The organism is Microcoleus anatoxicus (genome assembly GCF_042465725.1).
Lineage (GTDB): Bacteria > Cyanobacteriota > Cyanobacteriia > Cyanobacteriales > Microcoleaceae > Microcoleus > Microcoleus anatoxicus.
The window spans coordinates 4,640,790-4,657,002 of sequence record NZ_CP120853.1 but is presented as its reverse complement, the minus strand read 5'-3'; the positions used below and the strand labels follow the sequence as shown (position 1 = coordinate 4,657,002).

The following is a 16,213-nucleotide window of genomic DNA, read 5'->3' as shown; positions in this document are numbered from 1 at the left end:
GTTGTCAGCGAACTTGAATGATGTCAAAGCTATCGCGATTGCCAATACGATAAAATAAGAAGTCAGAATCGAGAGTAAGAATTTGACGATACCCTGTTTTTTCAGCAGTCAAAACTAGGGTGGCATCAGCTAAATCCATTGGTCGATCGCGATACTGTTCCATTAGTTCCAATAAACGGCTGTAGTCACATTCCTGAATCTCGTAAATTGTCAGCATTTTATCTAAAAGAAGTTGACCCAAATGTTTTTGCATCATCCATCCGCCTCGATGAAGAGCAAGATACATGGCTTCTGTCAGACATGACCAGGTTGTAACGAGAGGCTTTGCTAAGGGCATAACCGCATTTCGGTAAGCAATGTGCTGAGGTTGAGTGCGATCGACCAGACAAAGTAAAACTCCTGCATCGCATAGGATCATAGCTCTAAACCTTGTTGCCGATACTTGTTGAGTAGAAGTTGCTGATATTCGCTCTCCGGCTGATTAGTCGTTACTTCCAGGCGATCGACCTCCTCGAACCATTTTGCCCAAGCTTTAGCAATATCATCTGGGAGTTTGGGCTCAGCTATTCTATTTTGGTGCTTGTGCATCACAAAGTCGATGAAGTCGCTGACTTCTGGCAAGAATGATTCTGGAAGTTGCTGCAATTTGGCGATCGCGATATCACGAATAGTCATAACAATTGCCTCTTTCAGTGGTCTTTATTTTAACACAATCATCACAGGCGATCGCCCTTATTTTAGCTGTCAAGAGTGGCCGATCACATTTTTTCTAGTGGTATAATGGCAAAGTTGAGCCACAGAGACTACATCAGGTTTACTGTTATCAAACAGAATTGCACTGATGATTGCATTTGTATCAAAAACGTAGCGCATCTTACTCATCAAAAAGAATTGAATCCAAAATTTCTGGGGTCAATCCTCGCGATTGAGCATTCCGACTAATCTCACTCATTACATCCTCTAGGGGTCTTTTGCGTCGAGTTGCATCGCTAAGTTTTAGGCTAAGTAATGCCTCTAATTTACGACGCTGTTCTTCGGAAGCAGCCTCAAAGATTCTGGCAACTTCAGCATTAACGCGAATTGCGATCGTTTTGGTTTGCATGATGGTTATGTGATGTTTCAATGACTGTTTTCAAATAAGCTAGAATTGCCACGGACTCGAATCATTTTGTCCAAGCTTTAGCAATATCGCCTGGGAGTTTGGGTTCAGCTATTCTATTTTGGTGCTTGTGCATCAAAAAGTCGATGAATTCGCTGACTTCTGGCAAGAATGATTCTGGAAGTTGCTGCAATTTGGCGATCGTAATATTTTGATGTTGTACCTTTGGCGTATATTACCATACAACCATCAACGTTACAGACGTGGAGTACGTAGCAGGTTCTCCGAACCAAGCAGGTTCGAGAAAGAAATTCCACTCAACTTTTAGGCTTAGACCCGGTTCTGCTTTGATGAAGGCTATACGCATCCTGTCGTATTCATCAAGGGTTGATGAGTACATTTCCAAGAATGAGTCCAATTCCATATTTTCAATCATTGCCTTTTCAGCTGCAATACTATCTTTATCCATATTCTCATAATACCATCTATTTCGACATAAGGAGATAGCTTTAATCAGCTTTTTACGCTCTCCCCGGCTTGCTTGAAACTCTATTTCCTGCTTCAGAATAGGGATGCAGTTGTTGCGTTTAGACTCTTCTAATGCAAGCGCCTTTGCCTCTTCTGCTCGTGCTTGTTCAGCAGCTTTTCTTTGGCCTTCCAAACTCTTGCGACGCATCTCCTCAGCGAATGACATTCTAACTTTCTCCAAAGTGAACTGATTCATCCTATTAAAGCACAAATACCCAATGTCAGCAACATGATACCCGCCGCAGCTATGACCATAACCGCTGAAGGTCATAGGCATCAAAAGCCACATCGCGACTAACCAAAACAAGGGAATGATTAATCGCCTGTGCTACCAGAATGCGATCGAAAGGATCTCGATGATGCAGGGGTAAATAACGGAATTGAACAGTATCGGCAAATGTCAGAGGAAGAATCGTTATACCCGCAGCAATGAGTTGAGGTTCAATGTCTTCAAAAGCACCCTGTAAGGGGAGTTTTCCAATATTGAGTTTAATTGCCATCTCCCAAAGACTTGCAATGCTCAAGAAAACATCGTCGGCAGATTCAATCTTGTCTCTAGTTGACACTGGCAGATTTGGATCATTGGATACAAACCAGATCAAAGCATGAGTATCTAATAGTAATCTATTCATTCCATGTATTCCTTCATATCCTCAAGCGGCTCATCAAAGTCATCAGGTAGCGGTAGAAGAAACATTCCTTTCATTGTTCCGGCAACTCGACGCTTCTTTGTCGGCTTTTCTTGAGTTGAGTTTTTAGCCTGCTTTTCGATCAAAAACTCAATGTAATGAAGCACTTCTGTCTGAAGAGACTCAGGGAGTTCTGCTAATTTTTCTAAAATGACTGGCTGTATCATGGTTTCTATTCGCGATCGCCCTTTCTACTCCATTAAAGCACCAAAACCCAATGTCAGCAACAGAATATCCCATCATCTAGCCCGATCGCCCAAAATCCCACTCACACCATCACTATCTTGCAACTTGCCTAAAATTACGCGATCGACTATTCTTCCTAATAGATATCATCCCAAATCCCTTGTACCTCTTAGTCCGCGAAGGCGGACTTCGTTTGTGTAGACGCGGTTTCAACCGCCGGGTGATTTTTACCCCGCAACTAAACTCGATATAACAACCGACAAAAACATGAAAGCAATATTGCCACCTTGGATAGTTTTAGACTCCCTATTGCACAACTGGCTACTAGAAGATATCGGTAGGGGCGATCGCACAACATCGGCCTTATTCCCCGCAAACAGCATCCAGGGTACTGCTAAATGGATAGTCAAAGAAGTTGGAGTCATTGCCGGATTGCCGATCGCCGATCGCACATTTAAACTTTTAGACAGCAGCCTCAGTTTCCTCCCCCAAGTACCCGAAGGGAAACTGTGCGAAAAAGGAGAAGTAATCGCCGAGATTTCCGGCAATTTCGATGCGCTGCTAACCGGAGAAAGAGTAGCATTAAACTTGGCAATGCGTTTAAGTGGCATCGCTACTTTAACTCAGAAATATGTTGACAAAATTGCCGATTTGCCTGTGCAATTAGTGGATACCCGCAAGACAACGCCGGGATTGAGATTGTTGGAAAAATACGCGACTCAAATCGGCGGTGCTTGCAATCATCGCATGGGATTAGATGACGCGGTGATGATTAAAGACAATCACATTGCGGCGGCTGGGGGAATTGCCGAGGCGATCGCCCTAATTCGCAATTCTATCCCCTATCCGCTGACAATCGAAGTTGAAACCGAAACTCTGGCTGAGGTAGAGACAGCTCTTCAGCACAAGGCGGATATTATCATGTTAGATAATATGTCCTTCGATCTGATGCGGCAGGCTGTGGCAATAATTCGCGAAAAGTGCGATCGGGTGAAAATTGAAGCTTCCGGGAATGTGACTTTGGAAACTATTCGGAGTGTGGCGGAAACTGGAGTTGATTATATTTCTACGAGTGCTCCAATTACGCGATCGACTTGGCTGGATTTGAGCATGAAAATTAATAGTCATTAGTCATTAGTTATTAGTCATTAGTCATTAGCTAAGAGATAAGTTACTCCCTCGATTATTCGGCGATTGAAATCGCTTCTTGTCAAACGAAGTCCATTCCAAGCGGACTAAAGATTAAAAGGGGTATTAAAGCAGGATTTGGTATTAGCCATATTTTCCATCACTAATGACTAATGACTAATGACTAATGACTAATGACTAATGACTAATGACTAATGACTGATGACTAATGACTATTTGGAGATAAAATGAACCCAGAAATTCCCGTCAGGCATACAAACGTTGCGGATTAAACGCTCGGAATAATACAAGTAGGAACCACTAACACTTGTGTCGTAGCCGTCGGGAAACCACTCTCCATAGGGATCGTGAACAAAGAATCCATCGCTGTCATAACCTACTACAACGATGATATGACCGAAAGACGTGAAATATCCGTGGATCACAGCCGGATTACCACTGGCTAGCCAATCTCTTAAGTCTTGAATAGTTGCACTTTCTGTAAAGTAATCTTGGGCTCCATAATCTTTGACAATCTTTGCTAAGTCCAAGGGTTCCCAGCGACTGTAATTTTTGGCGATCGCATATTCGTAGAGTTCGTCCTCAAATTGCCCGGTTTTTTTGCGTCGCGCAATCCTCAAAAAATCCAGACACATTGCTATGGAAGTTACATTACAAGAACCACTCGGATTGTAAAAATTATCCATTTGGGAGCGGTAAGGAACTCCCAGTCTGACAGTGGGTGGATTTATTTTGGGATACAGCACCACACCTTCTTGAGTAACTTGAGCCTGGGTTCCCAAAACATACCAAATCCCCGAACCTTTAAAGGACTGGTTGCGCAAAGCAATTCTCAGGTGGCCGCGAATCGGAGCAAAAGCAATCAGCTCAAACTCTTTTCCGGCTGGTATTGACTGTTTTTCCGCGTCAAGAAGTTGAGAAGTTGCCAGAGGTTTTGCTTTAAAAACCGTGTCTTTGAGGATTTTTAGTACGATCGGAGGTGTGGGAATGTCTCCCTTTTTGGTCTCGATCAGCTTTTCGGCTGTGACTGCTCCCAAAAAACCAAGTTCGCCACACTTCATCAGGGTTTGAAACCGATGGAGAGCGGCGGTAGAGAGGGGACCAAATAAGCCATCTACGGGGGGTTTGAGCAAACCCAAGTCAATCAGGCGAGTTTGAATTTGGCGACTGAGTTCGTCGTCAGCCGCGATCGCCTTGACATCGTACCTCATTTGGGATTTTAGAAAGTTTTGTAATTTCATCCTTGCCCACCCATGTGTAATAATTCCAAGCTTATCCTCTCAGAAAATTACGATAATTTTGTAGATCGCCCCTATGTTAAAGGCTTTGTATTCATGATTCGATACAAAACCTTCAAGGGGAGACTGCAAAATCAGGAAGGGCGAACGATCAGTATGCCGATCGCATCGGGAGACAAATATTTGACAGCGGCATCCCGGAGCTCGGTGGGAGTCAGAGCTTGGATGCAAGCGGTATAGTTGAGGGCGGGAGCGATATCTCCTACCATCGACTGATAGTAGCCGTACAAACTTGCCCGATCGCTCGGAGTTTCGTTTCCAAACACAAACCGATTTGCTACTTGGGTGCGGATGCGGGAAATTTCAGCATCTGTCACCAGTTCAGTTTGCAGGGTGCGGATATGTCGGACAATGGCTGCTTCGACTTCTGGCAAGTTTTCCGCCACCAGGTGAGCGGAAATTGAGAAAACACCGCCTAGTCGCTGAGTCATGTTGCTCACAGAAATTGACGAGACTAGCCCCTTATCTTCTCGCAACTCTTGAACTAAGCGAGTTGTGCGCCCGTGACCTAAAATAGTGGCTAAAACGTCTAGGGCATAGGTTTCGGAGATGTCAACAAAACCGGGTGCTCGCCACATCATCATCAGTCTGGCTTGCTGGAGGGCAGAATCGACAAACTCGCGGCGGACTGTTTCTGTCAAGGGCGATTCTGGAAAGTATGTCGGGGTTTGGGGTGTTGAGTCATTTTTGGCAGCAGCGATGTCTATGTTGCCGTTTTGTGCTGTGCTTTTTGCCGAAAAACTGTCTGCCACAATTTGAATTAATTGATCCACGGGCAAATTCCCTACAGCCACTGCTGTCATGGCGCTGGGCTGATATCTGCTGCGGTGGAAATCGCGCATTTGTTGCGCGGTAAGGTTTTCGATCACCGAGCTAGGGCCGAGGACGGGACGGCGATAGGGTAAGGATTCAAAGGCTATTTGGACCGATCGCTGATAGGTGCGACGGCCGGGATTGTCTTCGGAGCGTCTAATTTCTTCTAATACTACCAGTCGTTCGCGATCGAAGGCATCGTCGGGAATGCTGGCATTTAGCAACACATCTACTTGCAGAGGGGCTAGTTCGGCAAAGTCTTTCGGGGCTGTGGTGATGTAGTAGTTTGTGTAATCTTGGCTGGTGGCTGCATTGGTGACTGCGCCGCGTTGTTCGATCGCCCGCTCAAATTCTCCGCTTTGAATACTGGGAGTTCCCTTGAAAATCATGTGTTCTAAAAAGTGAGCCATCCCGTTGATTTCGTCGGATTCGACGGCGGAGCCCAAGTTTACCCAAATGCTAAGGTTAACCGCATCGACGGGTAAGTGTTCGGCGATGACGGTGAGGCCATTGGGGAAATGGCGGATGGTGGGAGCATTGATGGGCGATCGGGCTGAGGGTTTGAGCAGGGTTGATGTCATTTGGCTTTTGGTTTGATCTTATTCTCTATATCTTAAATGGCTTTTAAGGAAGTCATCGGATTTTAGATTTGGGATTTTGGATCGATCGGGCTGCTAGTGGCTGTTGGAGATGTCGCGCAGGGGCGATCGGGTAACACCAGATACATCATATTCTACCTAGACATGATAAATTAAACTTACTCAAAGCTGGTTTACCAATTGCTAAAGAGTGTCATTGATAAACTTGAAGTTTTTTGTAAGTCAGGGTGTTCAGATTTAGCGACGTTAATATTTATGTGGGTTGTCAAGTCAATCGAGCCAAAAACAAATCATGAGCCAAAATTCTCGAAAATTTAATCGCCCTAAATTGGGTTTTCTCTTAGGTCTTGCTATTGCTTTAGTAATACCAACTCTAGCTGCTTCTTCACCTGCTGCACCTCCCAAACCTACTACTCGTACAACCGAGGAATTTCGATGCCAAAAAATGTACGGAAATTCAGCCGAAAACTATGATAACTTAATTACTATTGGCAAGCGCACTGAGGAACCTACAAGCCGTTTTTACATTTCCTCTTCAAATCCCAGATCTATCACCTGTAAAATTATCAAAAACCCAGGTGAACTCAAACTAGCTTACGGTTTACCTGACAACTCTAATTTGATTCGTGTATCTGTCAAAATTTATATGGATGGTGAACTCAAAAAAACTTTAGATTTTGGTCGTGGTGAAGCTATGCGTGAGTCAATAGATATTATGGGTGCATCGGGGTATACCATCGATTACAAAGTTATTTTGCCAAAAAATGAATCCGGTTATATCTATATGTTACCTAAGTCTTGAGTTTTTTTTTAGGTGGCAGTAGAAGATGTAAAATAGTCTTGAATACAATCCAATCAAAGAAACCGGGTTTTTCACTAAATCTATGGAATGCAACGAAGTATTTCGGAAAAAACCCGGTTTCTGACACCCATTAGTGATTCATGGATTTCAAACTCCCGAAATTAATGAGTCTGTATCTGAATTGCTCGTCCTTGTAAACGAATTAATCAGCTTATGGAAGCCTTTAACGCCCTTGCAATAGCCGTTCGGCCGTCAATTCCAAAACGCCCAACACAGGAGATACGATCGCGCTATCACCCGTATACACAACCTCTTCATACAAACCCTCAACCCACTCCAACACCGTCACCCGCTGCTGGATTGGGTCAACAATCCAATACTCCGCAATCCCTCGCGCCGCATACTCAGAACGTTTGTAGCGATAATCTCGATTTTCTTGATGAGGACTCACCACTTCTACTACCAGCAATGGCGGCGGCATATCACTCATAATAGTCGATCGGCTACTTCCCTCCAAAGCCGTAGCCAATTCCTCCGATAGTACCATCAAATCGGGAAAACGAGTCGTCGCCCGCGAACTACTCACCACAATTTCAGTCTTCATCATCAATCGATAAGATGGAATACCCTGTTGCAAGAATAGAGCAAATAGCAATGAGGCAATTCGGCAATTGAGTTGGCTTTCTGGGGGCATAACAATCAGTTCTCCATTGTCCAGTTCGTACTGAGTCTCTGTACCATCATCAAAGTTCAGATACTCTTCAAGGCTCATTTTTTGGGATGCAACGGTCATAGCAACTACGCCTCTGCTAAAAATTGTTCGCGTCTACTCATCATTTTAACAATATTTCTAACTCATCTAAAATTGAAGATCGCCCACTTTTTCAACGCCCTTGCAATAGTCGTGAAGCCGTTAGTTCCAACACGCCCAACACAGGGGAGGCGATCGCATTCTCACCCGTATACACAACCTCTTCATACAAACCCTCAACCCACTCCAACACCGTCACCCGCTGCTGGATTGGGTCAACAATCCAATACTCCGCAATCCCTCGCGCCGCATACTCAGAACGTTTGTAGCGATAATCTCGATTTTCTTGATGAGGACTCACCACTTCTACTACCAGCAATGGCGGTGGCATATCCATCATAATAGTCGATCGGCTACTCCCCTCCAAAGCCGTAGCCAATTCCTCCGATAGCACCATCAAATCGGGAAAACGAGTCGTCGCCCGCGCACCAAGGACAACAATTTCAGTCCCAATTCTCAATCGATAAGTTGGAATACCGAGTTGAAAAAATAGAGTCAATAGAAATGAGCCAATTCGGCGATTTAGATCGCTTTCTGGGGGCATAACAATCAGTTCTCCATTGTCCAGTTCGTACTGAGTCTCTGTACCATCATCAAAGTTCAGATACTCTTCAAGGCTCATTTTTTGGGATGCAACGGTCATAGCAACCACGCCTCTGCTAAAAATTGTTCAGGTGTACTCATCATTTTAACAAGATATCTAGCCCTCTCAAGACCATCCCAGGGCGTGTAAAATCTAAAATTTATTGACAATATTGACAAACTGTGAATCTTTTTATCGATCCCAGGCGATCGCCTCTACAATAATCTAAAATCGAAAATCCCATTGACTGATGTCACAAAGTACGCGAAACTTTACACATAACTGACGTAAAGCTTCTAGATATTAATAACTTTTGTTAAGTTGTGACTCGTAACCTATCAATTCGTCAAAATTGATTTAGGGGTTTGCGAGAAACGCCAATCTCCAGAAGCGACGCCCGCAGGCATCATCCCTAGCTTAGTGCTACCGATGTCTAATCCCACCGTTCCTATTGAGTCAGCCATTTTTCGATAACACACTATGGAAACACTAGAGTTTGTGATTTATCCAGATGGCCGGGTACAGGAAACAGTCACCGGCATTATGGGCGCATCCTGCGCTGAGGTAACGGCTGCGATCGAAGCTCAGCTTGGAGTTGTGCTTCATCAAGAGTCTACATCGGAATATTTCACCCAAACACTGCATCAGTCAGCCGAAGCCACAACCCAAGTTGCTTTTAGCGATTGGTAATCTTTTTTTGTTAAGTTCACTTAAACTTTTTTGGAATCATCATGTCACACTTTAGCCAAATTAAAACCCAGATCCGCAATTTGAATTCTTTGGAAGCTGCTTTAACCGACTTGGGTATCGACTGGAAGTCCGGCCCAACAGAGGTGCGGGGTTATCGCGGACTAACTAGCACCGCTGAGGTGGTTATCGAGCAGGAAAATGGCTATGACTTAGGTTTTAGCTGGAATGGGACTGAGTATGAATTGGTAGCTGACTTGCAATTTTGGCAACAGGCTTGGTCTGTAGACCGTTTTCTGAATAAGGTAACTCAGCGCTATGCTTACCATACAGTGGTGAATGAGAGCGCTAAACAGGGTTTCCAAGTTTCTGAACAAAAGCAAAATCAAGATGGTTCGATTCGTTTGGTGATGCAACGCTGGTGCGCTTAGTTGAAATTAAGGTTAGGCAATCAAAGAAATCCACAGGTTAAAACCTGTGGCTACACAATCAAAGTCCGCCTACGCGGACTTATTGTTATTTTAAGAGGTCGAAATGTCGGAGATTTCTGGACTTGAAATAGAGACTGCGGACGATCGCACTGGTTTAGAGCCTGAGTTGGGCGGATTTTTGCGGGATGCGCCCGATCGCACTGGTTTAGAGCCTGAGTTGGGCGGTGTATTTCGCCAAAAAGGTGTCTACGTTGACGAGATTACCTGTATTGGCTGTAAGCATTGTGCTCATGTTGCTCGCAATACATTTTATATTGAACCAGATTACGGGCGATCGCGCGTGGTGCGACAAGATGGTGATTCTGAAGAGTTGATTGCTGAGGCGATCGATACTTGTCCGGTGAATTGCATTCACTGGGTAGATTACACCGAACTCAAGAATCTGGAAGAGGAACGCAAGGATCAGGTGATTCCTGTAGTTGGCTTTCCCGCAGAGTATGCGACGATTCGGACGCCTGGTAGGCGCCGCGATCGCAACTCCAAACACAGCCATTAATATCACAATCAAAACCCACAACTTGAAACAATTAAGCTACAAAAAATAGCCCGCCTGCGCGGGCTATTTTTATTGATCTTATACCAATTTTTTATGAAGCTGCATAGAATTCGATCCCCCCTAACCCCCCTTAAGAAGGGGGGGACAAGAGTCCAATCAAAGTCCCCCTTCTTAAGGGGGATGCGAGGGGGATCGGAATATGTGCAACTTCACATTAAATTGGTATTACTCTTAGTCCGCGGAGGCGGACTTCGTTTGTGTAGAAGCGGTTTCAACCGCCGATTTCAACCGCCAATTTCAACCGATTTCTTATTTCAAAGGATGGTGATCCGCCAGAATTTTCTCAACTCTAGCCTCATCAATTCTCGCAGTCAATCTAGTAGCCTCATTGTTATCCCGAATCGTTTTTGCTAAAGTAAAAGAAGAACCAACCGAGAAAGTCAAACCCATACCCATAAAACTTTTTACCCACACATCAACTGGCAAGTAAATGATACCGATCGCCGTGGTAGAAGTGGCTATAATAAAGGAAATCCAACACTGTAAAATCCAAGCATTAGTATCTTTTTGACGTAAAATTTGTTGTGCCATAATCTCTCCGGTTTAAATATATCTTTGGGTGGATTAACTTCAAGAATAGAGAGTATAAAAGAAGCGATCGGGAGAGATAGGGACAGTTTGGATAAGTGCACAGAGCGATCGGGGTTTTAACTAAAAAGGCGATCGACACAAATAGGGTTTCAGCCTCCAGTAGTCAGGATGAGAGTAGACAGTTGGTAAACTGGACTAAAGAGATGGATGGAGTTAGATTAATTGTGTTAATTACTAGCGTCCGAGTCTATGCTTTGCTGCTGTATTTGTTGTAGCAAAGCTTGATAACTTTGTCGCTCTTGTTCCAGTTGTGCGATCGCTTCATCCGCACGTTGCCGTTCCTGTTGGGCAAGAGATTGAGCGATTTCCTTCTCTTCCCGTTCCTGTTGGGCAAGAGATTGAGCAAGTTCTTTCTCCTGCCGTTCCTGTTCCCTGAGTTGATCCATTTCCACAGGAGTGAGAAACTTCCGGCCATCAGGCCGATAAATTTCTAGGGTATCTTCTGTCAATTCAAAGCGGATTTGCAACAGCGGACTAACCCAGCCATTCATTTGTGCGATCGGTTCAAACCAATCTTCATGGCGAACAAAGCCACTCAATTCGATATTGTCTGGGTCATAAATATAATATTCTTGAACCCCATAGCGTTGATAAAACAGGAGTTTTTCTCCCATCTTTCCAGCCCGATTTCCAGGGGATAAGATTTCAAAAGCGACTTGAGGAGGGATATTATCTTCTTTCCACTGCTGGTAAGAACCTCTGTCACCTTTTGGCCTACCAAAGACAACCATTGCATCCGGTGCTTGGCGAATTTTGTCATTTCCTTGAACGGGATACCAAAGTAAATCTCCGGCGACGAAGACATCTAGGCTATTAGCAAACAAGATTTCCAGATTTTCTTTAATAGTGACAATCCATCGGAATTGTTTGGTATTGTCAGCCATTGGTTCTCCGTCACTGTCTGGGTAGATGATTTCTGGTTTGGTTTCGGGGGTGAGTTGTTGTACCATGCTGTTTGATGGTTGTGGTGCTGATTTTAATATAGCTTTTGCGGGGTCGAGGGGTTGAAGGGCGATCGTTTTTTCAGACCTCTGTTTTTACAATAACTGAGGATCAGTGCCATGAGTAGAGTCGATGAAGCCCATTCCCTCAATGCTAGCCATAAAAGGAGGCTCAGTGCCATGAATAGATTCGGTGAACTCCCTTCTCTCGTTGCTAGCCGGACGAGGGCCAGTGCCATGAATAGATTCGGTGAAGTCCCTTCTCTCGTTGCTACCCCTAAAAGTCCACGGAGGATTAGTACCTAAATTAAGAGGACGAAAACTAATATCAAAAGTCCCATCCGTTGGGGAATCTATGTTCAAGGGAGGATTGTTCAAGTTATCTGTACTTGCCACCAAAAAATCAAGGGAGATTTGTTGATATATTGCTTCTAGATATTCTAGTAGTTTGTCTATTTTTTGCGAAATTTCAATAGTGGCAAAAGATTCCCTCAAAACAGTTATTTTTAAAAGGTTTATCAACTGAGAGCGGAATTTTCTCAAATCTACCCCCTGATTTAATTGAGATTGTTCTATTGTGTCAATTCTTACGTAAATCTTTTGCAGCAGTTCTAGGGTATGCCTGACTTGTTCTTGAGGTTGCCTAGAACTCATTAACTCACTAGAGATACCCAGCATTAAAACTTCCAAAGAAGCCTCTAACTTATTCATACGTTTTGAACTCTTTTTGTGTATGTCAACCTAAATTTTACTAGAATAAATTTGACGATTAGTTCTCAACGATCGCAAATTGTCTTTTCTTCTGGACTCAATTTTTGACTACTTTTTAAGTAAGACTTTAATATCTTACAGCCATCTTCTAACAAATCATCTAATTTTATTTTTTCTTTAAGTTTCTTTTTTGTGGGAAAACTGTCTATTTGCCAAATTCTGACGCTTCTATCATCACTGGCGGATGCAATAGTAATTTTATCATCCTTTGTCCGATCGATAAATTGTACAGCATTGACTTGACCCTTGTGCCCTTTCACAGTCTCATTAGCTATCTCTAAAGGTTTTTTATTGTTTCCCATCTTTATTACCTCATCAAAAGACCATAGTTTTATGGTTGTGTCACTTCCTCCTGAGAGAATTAACTTCTCATCTTTACTAAATGCCAAACCATATAACTCACCTTGGCTGCTCTTGATTTCTCCTATAAATTTTACGCCTTGTTTCAGCGACCAAATTTTTATATTACCATCAGCTCCAGCAGAAGCTAGAAGATTACCACTAGGGCTAAATTTTACTGAATTTACCATCCCTCGGTGTTCGCCTAAAATTTGTGTTGTATTAGTTTTAAAATTCCAAATCTTTACCTTACCACCATCTAAAAACCCTGCGTAAGCAATAAAGCTTTTGTCTTTAGGATTAAAATCAGTTCTATAAATATAGGTAACTTTATATATTTTGCTTTGGAACTGATTATCTATTTTTTCTTGTACTTTTTGGTAAGTTTTAGTATCCCATATTTTTATCTCACCGCCAGCATCTGACACAGCAATCAAGCTACCGTCAGAACTAAAACTAACACTAAATACAGTTCCTTTTAATTCGGAAAAAGTATGTAATTTTTGTCCATTTATAGTCCAGATTATAGCTCTGTCATTACTGGCAGAGGCAATTATGTTTTCATTTTTAGAATTGAATTTAATTTCGTGAATTATGTTGTTAGCTCCTGAAGCCCCGGCAAAACTTCTGAGGTTCTGACCTTCTAAATTCCATAATTTGATATTCTGATCTGTACTTGCAGAAGCAAGAATACCAGCACTAGGGCTAAAACTTATGCTCGTAACCGCGTCTTTATGACCTTCCAAGCGATTGCGTTCCTGCACGCTGTAGATTACGGTTTGAAGCTTAGATAATGTAATTATATCAGAATTACCTATCTCTCTCAGTTTTTTCAGTGCTTCTATACTCGTTTTTAAAGCTTCAAGTTGATTATTAGCTTTCAATAACAGTTCAGAGGTTGAAACCAAGGTTCCAAGAGTCATCGCCTCTCGTTGTTTCTTCTGTCCATCAAGTACATTGGTCAGTAATCCCAAGCCAAGAGTAAAGGTTAGAAGTACCCCAGATGCGATCGCCAACCTAGTCCTTTGCTTTTGAGCCCGATATTTTTCATCCGTCAGTTTTATTTCCCTTTCTAGTATCTTGATTTCATCTTGAATTTGCCGATCGCGCCTACCAACACTTTTCCACAAAAATTCCCTCTCATCCCCAGTCAAATTCGGCAGCACCCTCTTCTCCCACTCCTCAACCTCCGCCAATCGCGCCCCCGTCAACAACGCCTCATCCGACTTACCATAAGTTTCCTCCCACTCCCGACAAGCCATCTCTAACCGCCGACAAATCCGAATATTTTCCAGATCCTCTTCAATCCAACCACTCACCAATTTCCACCGACACAACAGAGCTTCATGAGCCACTTCCACCGTGTTTTCATCCACAATAATCAAACGCTGCTGCGCCCCAGCCAACAGCCCAATTACCCGCTCCAACTGCTCAGTAGAATCCGCGATCGCCCCTAGTCGATCCCAATCAACCCGCCGGCGCGTTACCTCCGTACCCTCACCCAACTGCACCAACTCCATAAATAGTTTGCGAACAAAAAGCCGATCGCCCTCACTAATACTTTCATAGATCGCATTAGCTCGATTTTCCAAAGCCCCTTGAACACCGCCAATTTCTTCATAGCCCTTTCTCGTCAGTAACGGCTCTGGAACTTCCGGTTTTTCAATACAAACTCGCCACAACTCCTTCAAAGCATATTGTAACAAAGGTAACGCACCAGGCTGACCCGCCACATCCTGAGCAATTTGCAATACCAACCCCTGCTCAAATTTAACACCATGCAACTGGGCCGGTTTCTCGATCGCCTCTGGCAACTCCTTAATCCCTAGCGACTTCACAATATAAGTGCTAGGCGGAATATGATTGATCAAATTTAAAACATCTGGATAATTAGTACAACGAATTAAAAAATCCCCACGAATTGCAATAATCATCCGGCTCTTTCGCGCGGAATCATTCATCTCCTCTGCAATCAAACGGATAAAACTCCCTCGCTCAGATTCATCATCACAAAGCGTAAATACCTCCTCAAACTGATCTATAAAAATTACAAAAGGCTCATTCCGCTCTCGATACCGAGCTAAAACATCCACCAACTTTCCTAGGGGATACTTCCCAGGAGTAAAAGATTCAACAGGCCAATGACTACTACCAGGAATTCTATCCCGACTTAACTGCGGCAACAATCCCGCTTTAATTAAAGAAGATTTCCCCGAACCAGAATAGCCAATAACCGGAATAAAACGACTATTAGTTAAGTGAGTAATCAGTATCCGAACAGCTTCCTCCCGCCCACAAAAATACTTTTCTTGTTCAGATTCAAAAGCAGAAAGTCCTAGATAGGGATTTTGGCGATCGAAACTAATTTCAGTAGCCGGCATTTCTGACTGCGGATAAGTTACTAGAGTAATGCAGCGCCCCCAGCCCATCCGAATCGGTTCTTGGACAAAACTCTTTAGTTCCCCACTGATGTAATCGAACAAACGATCGCCACTAACACGACGATTGCGACCCGCATTTGCTGATGCCAGTCCCTTCAGCACAGCACCTGTAAAATAACTATTTGGTTCACCTTTTAAAGATTTGGCAGTCTCAAATGTTCGGCAAGCCGCCATTAAATAATAATCTCTTTGTGTACTGAAAGCCGTCAGAGTTCGCTGCACAAGCTGACTTTCTAAAAAATAGCCACTATGACAACAATCCAACAACATTACTAAACTGCTCAAATCGGATTGCTGAATTAAATCGTTGAGACTTGCTAAAGAAATACCATATTTATAGTCAATAACTTCCTTCCCAGCCATTTCCACCTGACAGTCAGAAGTCGCTAAAACTCCCTTTTGCTGTCCTAAAGTATCGCAGAAGGTAAAGCCGTGACCAGCAAAATAAATCAAAGCTTCATTTTTAGTAGCTCTATCTAACAGTAAAGTTCTCAATTCTTGACCGACTTCAGCCGCTGTAACTGTCTTATTTCCGCTGATTTCAAAACATTTTTTTTCGGCATTCCATCGTGCCGGCAATCGCTTCACCTCAAAACCGCCATACTGCTCTAATACTTGCGCCAAAATCTCCGCATCACTAGCCGCTTTCGGGAGACGGGACATTTGTGAGCTTTGATACTCAGTAATACCAATAACCAGGGCATAACGAGCCATTGAGTTTCACCTAAACTTAAAAATACTGGCTTAATTGACAAACACCCTGAACCGTTGTTTTCCTTTAAACGCTATAATAACTAAACTTGCCGGAAGCAAGCTCAATCTTTAAGCAAAATCTACAT

20 protein-coding genes are annotated in these 16,213 nt (G+C 43.4%); 5 read left to right on the top strand and 15 right to left on the bottom strand.

The features are described 5' to 3' along the window. Positions 1-4: 4 nt before the first annotated feature. From P2A85_RS20260 to P2A85_RS20230, 7 genes are all read right to left on the bottom strand, one after another. Complete coding sequence (locus P2A85_RS20260; protein ID WP_377475112.1) at positions 5-418, bottom strand: type II toxin-antitoxin system VapC family toxin; 414 nt, start codon at positions 416-418, stop codon at positions 5-7. Continuing rightward, positions 415-675 carry a hypothetical protein gene (locus tag P2A85_RS20255; protein WP_377475110.1) on the bottom strand — a complete coding sequence of 87 codons (261 nt, stop codon included), beginning with the start codon at positions 673-675 and terminating at the stop codon, positions 415-417. Before P2A85_RS20255 ends, P2A85_RS20260 begins: the two co-directional genes overlap by 4 nt. Before the next feature lie 199 nt (positions 676-874). Continuing rightward, on the bottom strand, positions 875-1,123 hold the full coding sequence (locus P2A85_RS20250) for a hypothetical protein (RefSeq protein ID WP_377475108.1): 249 nt from the start codon (positions 1,121-1,123) through the stop codon (positions 875-877). A gap of 40 nt (positions 1,124-1,163) precedes the next feature. After that, positions 1,164-1,268, bottom strand: coding sequence for a hypothetical protein (locus P2A85_RS20245; protein WP_377481605.1), 105 nt, complete (start codon positions 1,266-1,268; stop codon positions 1,164-1,166). A gap of 66 nt (positions 1,269-1,334) precedes the next feature. Continuing rightward, complete coding sequence (locus P2A85_RS20240; protein WP_377475106.1) at positions 1,335-1,793, bottom strand: hypothetical protein; 459 nt, start codon at positions 1,791-1,793, stop codon at positions 1,335-1,337. A 79-nt stretch (positions 1,794-1,872) separates the two neighbouring features. Further along, entirely contained in the window at positions 1,873-2,259 is a 387-nt protein-coding gene (locus P2A85_RS20235; RefSeq protein ID WP_377475104.1) for a type II toxin-antitoxin system VapC family toxin, read from the bottom strand. Next, positions 2,256-2,483, bottom strand: a complete 228-nt coding sequence (locus tag P2A85_RS20230) for a DUF2281 domain-containing protein (protein WP_333396674.1) — start codon at positions 2,481-2,483, stop codon at positions 2,256-2,258. The genes P2A85_RS20235 and P2A85_RS20230 overlap by 4 nt, the downstream gene beginning before the upstream one ends. Before the next feature lie 286 nt (positions 2,484-2,769). Between P2A85_RS20230 and nadC the strand changes: the two genes are divergently transcribed. Beyond that, positions 2,770-3,633, top strand: coding sequence for a carboxylating nicotinate-nucleotide diphosphorylase (nadC, locus tag P2A85_RS20225; RefSeq protein WP_377475102.1), 864 nt, complete (start codon positions 2,770-2,772; stop codon positions 3,631-3,633). A gap of 230 nt (positions 3,634-3,863) precedes the next feature. On the opposite strand, the gene P2A85_RS20220 is transcribed toward nadC, so the two are convergent. Both P2A85_RS20220 and P2A85_RS20215 read right to left on the bottom strand, forming a co-directional pair. Then, on the bottom strand, positions 3,864-4,892 hold the full coding sequence (locus P2A85_RS20220) for a C39 family peptidase (protein ID WP_377475100.1): 1,029 nt from the start codon (positions 4,890-4,892) through the stop codon (positions 3,864-3,866). A 131-nt stretch (positions 4,893-5,023) separates the two neighbouring features. Next, positions 5,024-6,343, bottom strand: a complete 1,320-nt coding sequence (locus P2A85_RS20215) for a M16 family metallopeptidase (RefSeq protein WP_377475098.1) — start codon at positions 6,341-6,343, stop codon at positions 5,024-5,026. Positions 6,344-6,653: 310 nt separating this feature from the next. Here P2A85_RS20215 and P2A85_RS20210 point away from each other — a divergent pair, with 310 nt between their 5' ends. Beyond that, a complete protein-coding gene (locus tag P2A85_RS20210; protein ID WP_377475096.1) occupies positions 6,654-7,163 on the top strand; it encodes a hypothetical protein in 510 nt (169 codons plus the stop codon). Positions 7,164-7,386: 223 nt separating this feature from the next. On the opposite strand, the gene P2A85_RS20205 is transcribed toward P2A85_RS20210, so the two are convergent. Both P2A85_RS20205 and P2A85_RS20200 read right to left on the bottom strand, forming a co-directional pair. Continuing rightward, positions 7,387-7,956 carry a Uma2 family endonuclease gene (locus P2A85_RS20205; protein WP_377475094.1) on the bottom strand — a complete coding sequence of 190 codons (570 nt, stop codon included), beginning with the start codon at positions 7,954-7,956 and terminating at the stop codon, positions 7,387-7,389. 91 nt (positions 7,957-8,047) lie between these two features. Beyond that, entirely contained in the window at positions 8,048-8,617 is a 570-nt protein-coding gene (locus tag P2A85_RS20200) for a Uma2 family endonuclease (protein ID WP_377475092.1), read from the bottom strand. Between the two features lie 420 nt (positions 8,618-9,037). On the opposite strand from P2A85_RS20200, the gene P2A85_RS20195 reads away from it, so the two are divergent. The 3 genes from P2A85_RS20195 (at position 9,038) to P2A85_RS20185 (ending at position 10,231) form a co-directional block, all read left to right on the top strand. Beyond that, complete coding sequence (locus P2A85_RS20195) at positions 9,038-9,247, top strand: DUF2997 domain-containing protein (RefSeq protein ID WP_341736332.1); 210 nt, start codon at positions 9,038-9,040, stop codon at positions 9,245-9,247. Between the two features lie 41 nt (positions 9,248-9,288). Then, a complete protein-coding gene (locus P2A85_RS20190) occupies positions 9,289-9,675 on the top strand; it encodes a DUF1257 domain-containing protein (protein WP_377475089.1) in 387 nt (128 codons plus the stop codon). Positions 9,676-9,778: 103 nt separating this feature from the next. Next, positions 9,779-10,231, top strand: coding sequence for a ferredoxin (locus P2A85_RS20185; protein WP_377475087.1), 453 nt, complete (start codon positions 9,779-9,781; stop codon positions 10,229-10,231). Positions 10,232-10,540: 309 nt separating this feature from the next. On the opposite strand, the gene P2A85_RS20180 is transcribed toward P2A85_RS20185, so the two are convergent. The 4 genes from P2A85_RS20180 to P2A85_RS20165 all read right to left on the bottom strand — a co-directional run bounded on the left by P2A85_RS20180 (position 10,541) and on the right by P2A85_RS20165 (position 16,088). Continuing rightward, positions 10,541-10,822: a YiaA/YiaB family inner membrane protein gene (locus P2A85_RS20180; RefSeq protein ID WP_377475085.1), complete on the bottom strand. Its 282-nt coding sequence runs from the start codon at positions 10,820-10,822 to the stop codon at positions 10,541-10,543. 227 nt (positions 10,823-11,049) lie between these two features. Continuing rightward, entirely contained in the window at positions 11,050-11,832 is a 783-nt protein-coding gene (locus P2A85_RS20175) for a Uma2 family endonuclease (RefSeq protein ID WP_377475083.1), read from the bottom strand. An 87-nt stretch (positions 11,833-11,919) separates the two neighbouring features. Beyond that, complete coding sequence (locus P2A85_RS20170; protein ID WP_377475081.1) at positions 11,920-12,534, bottom strand: hypothetical protein; 615 nt, start codon at positions 12,532-12,534, stop codon at positions 11,920-11,922. 65 nt (positions 12,535-12,599) lie between these two features. Further along, complete coding sequence (locus P2A85_RS20165) at positions 12,600-16,088, bottom strand: caspase family protein (RefSeq protein WP_377475079.1); 3,489 nt, start codon at positions 16,086-16,088, stop codon at positions 12,600-12,602. Positions 16,089-16,213 lie beyond the last annotated feature (125 nt).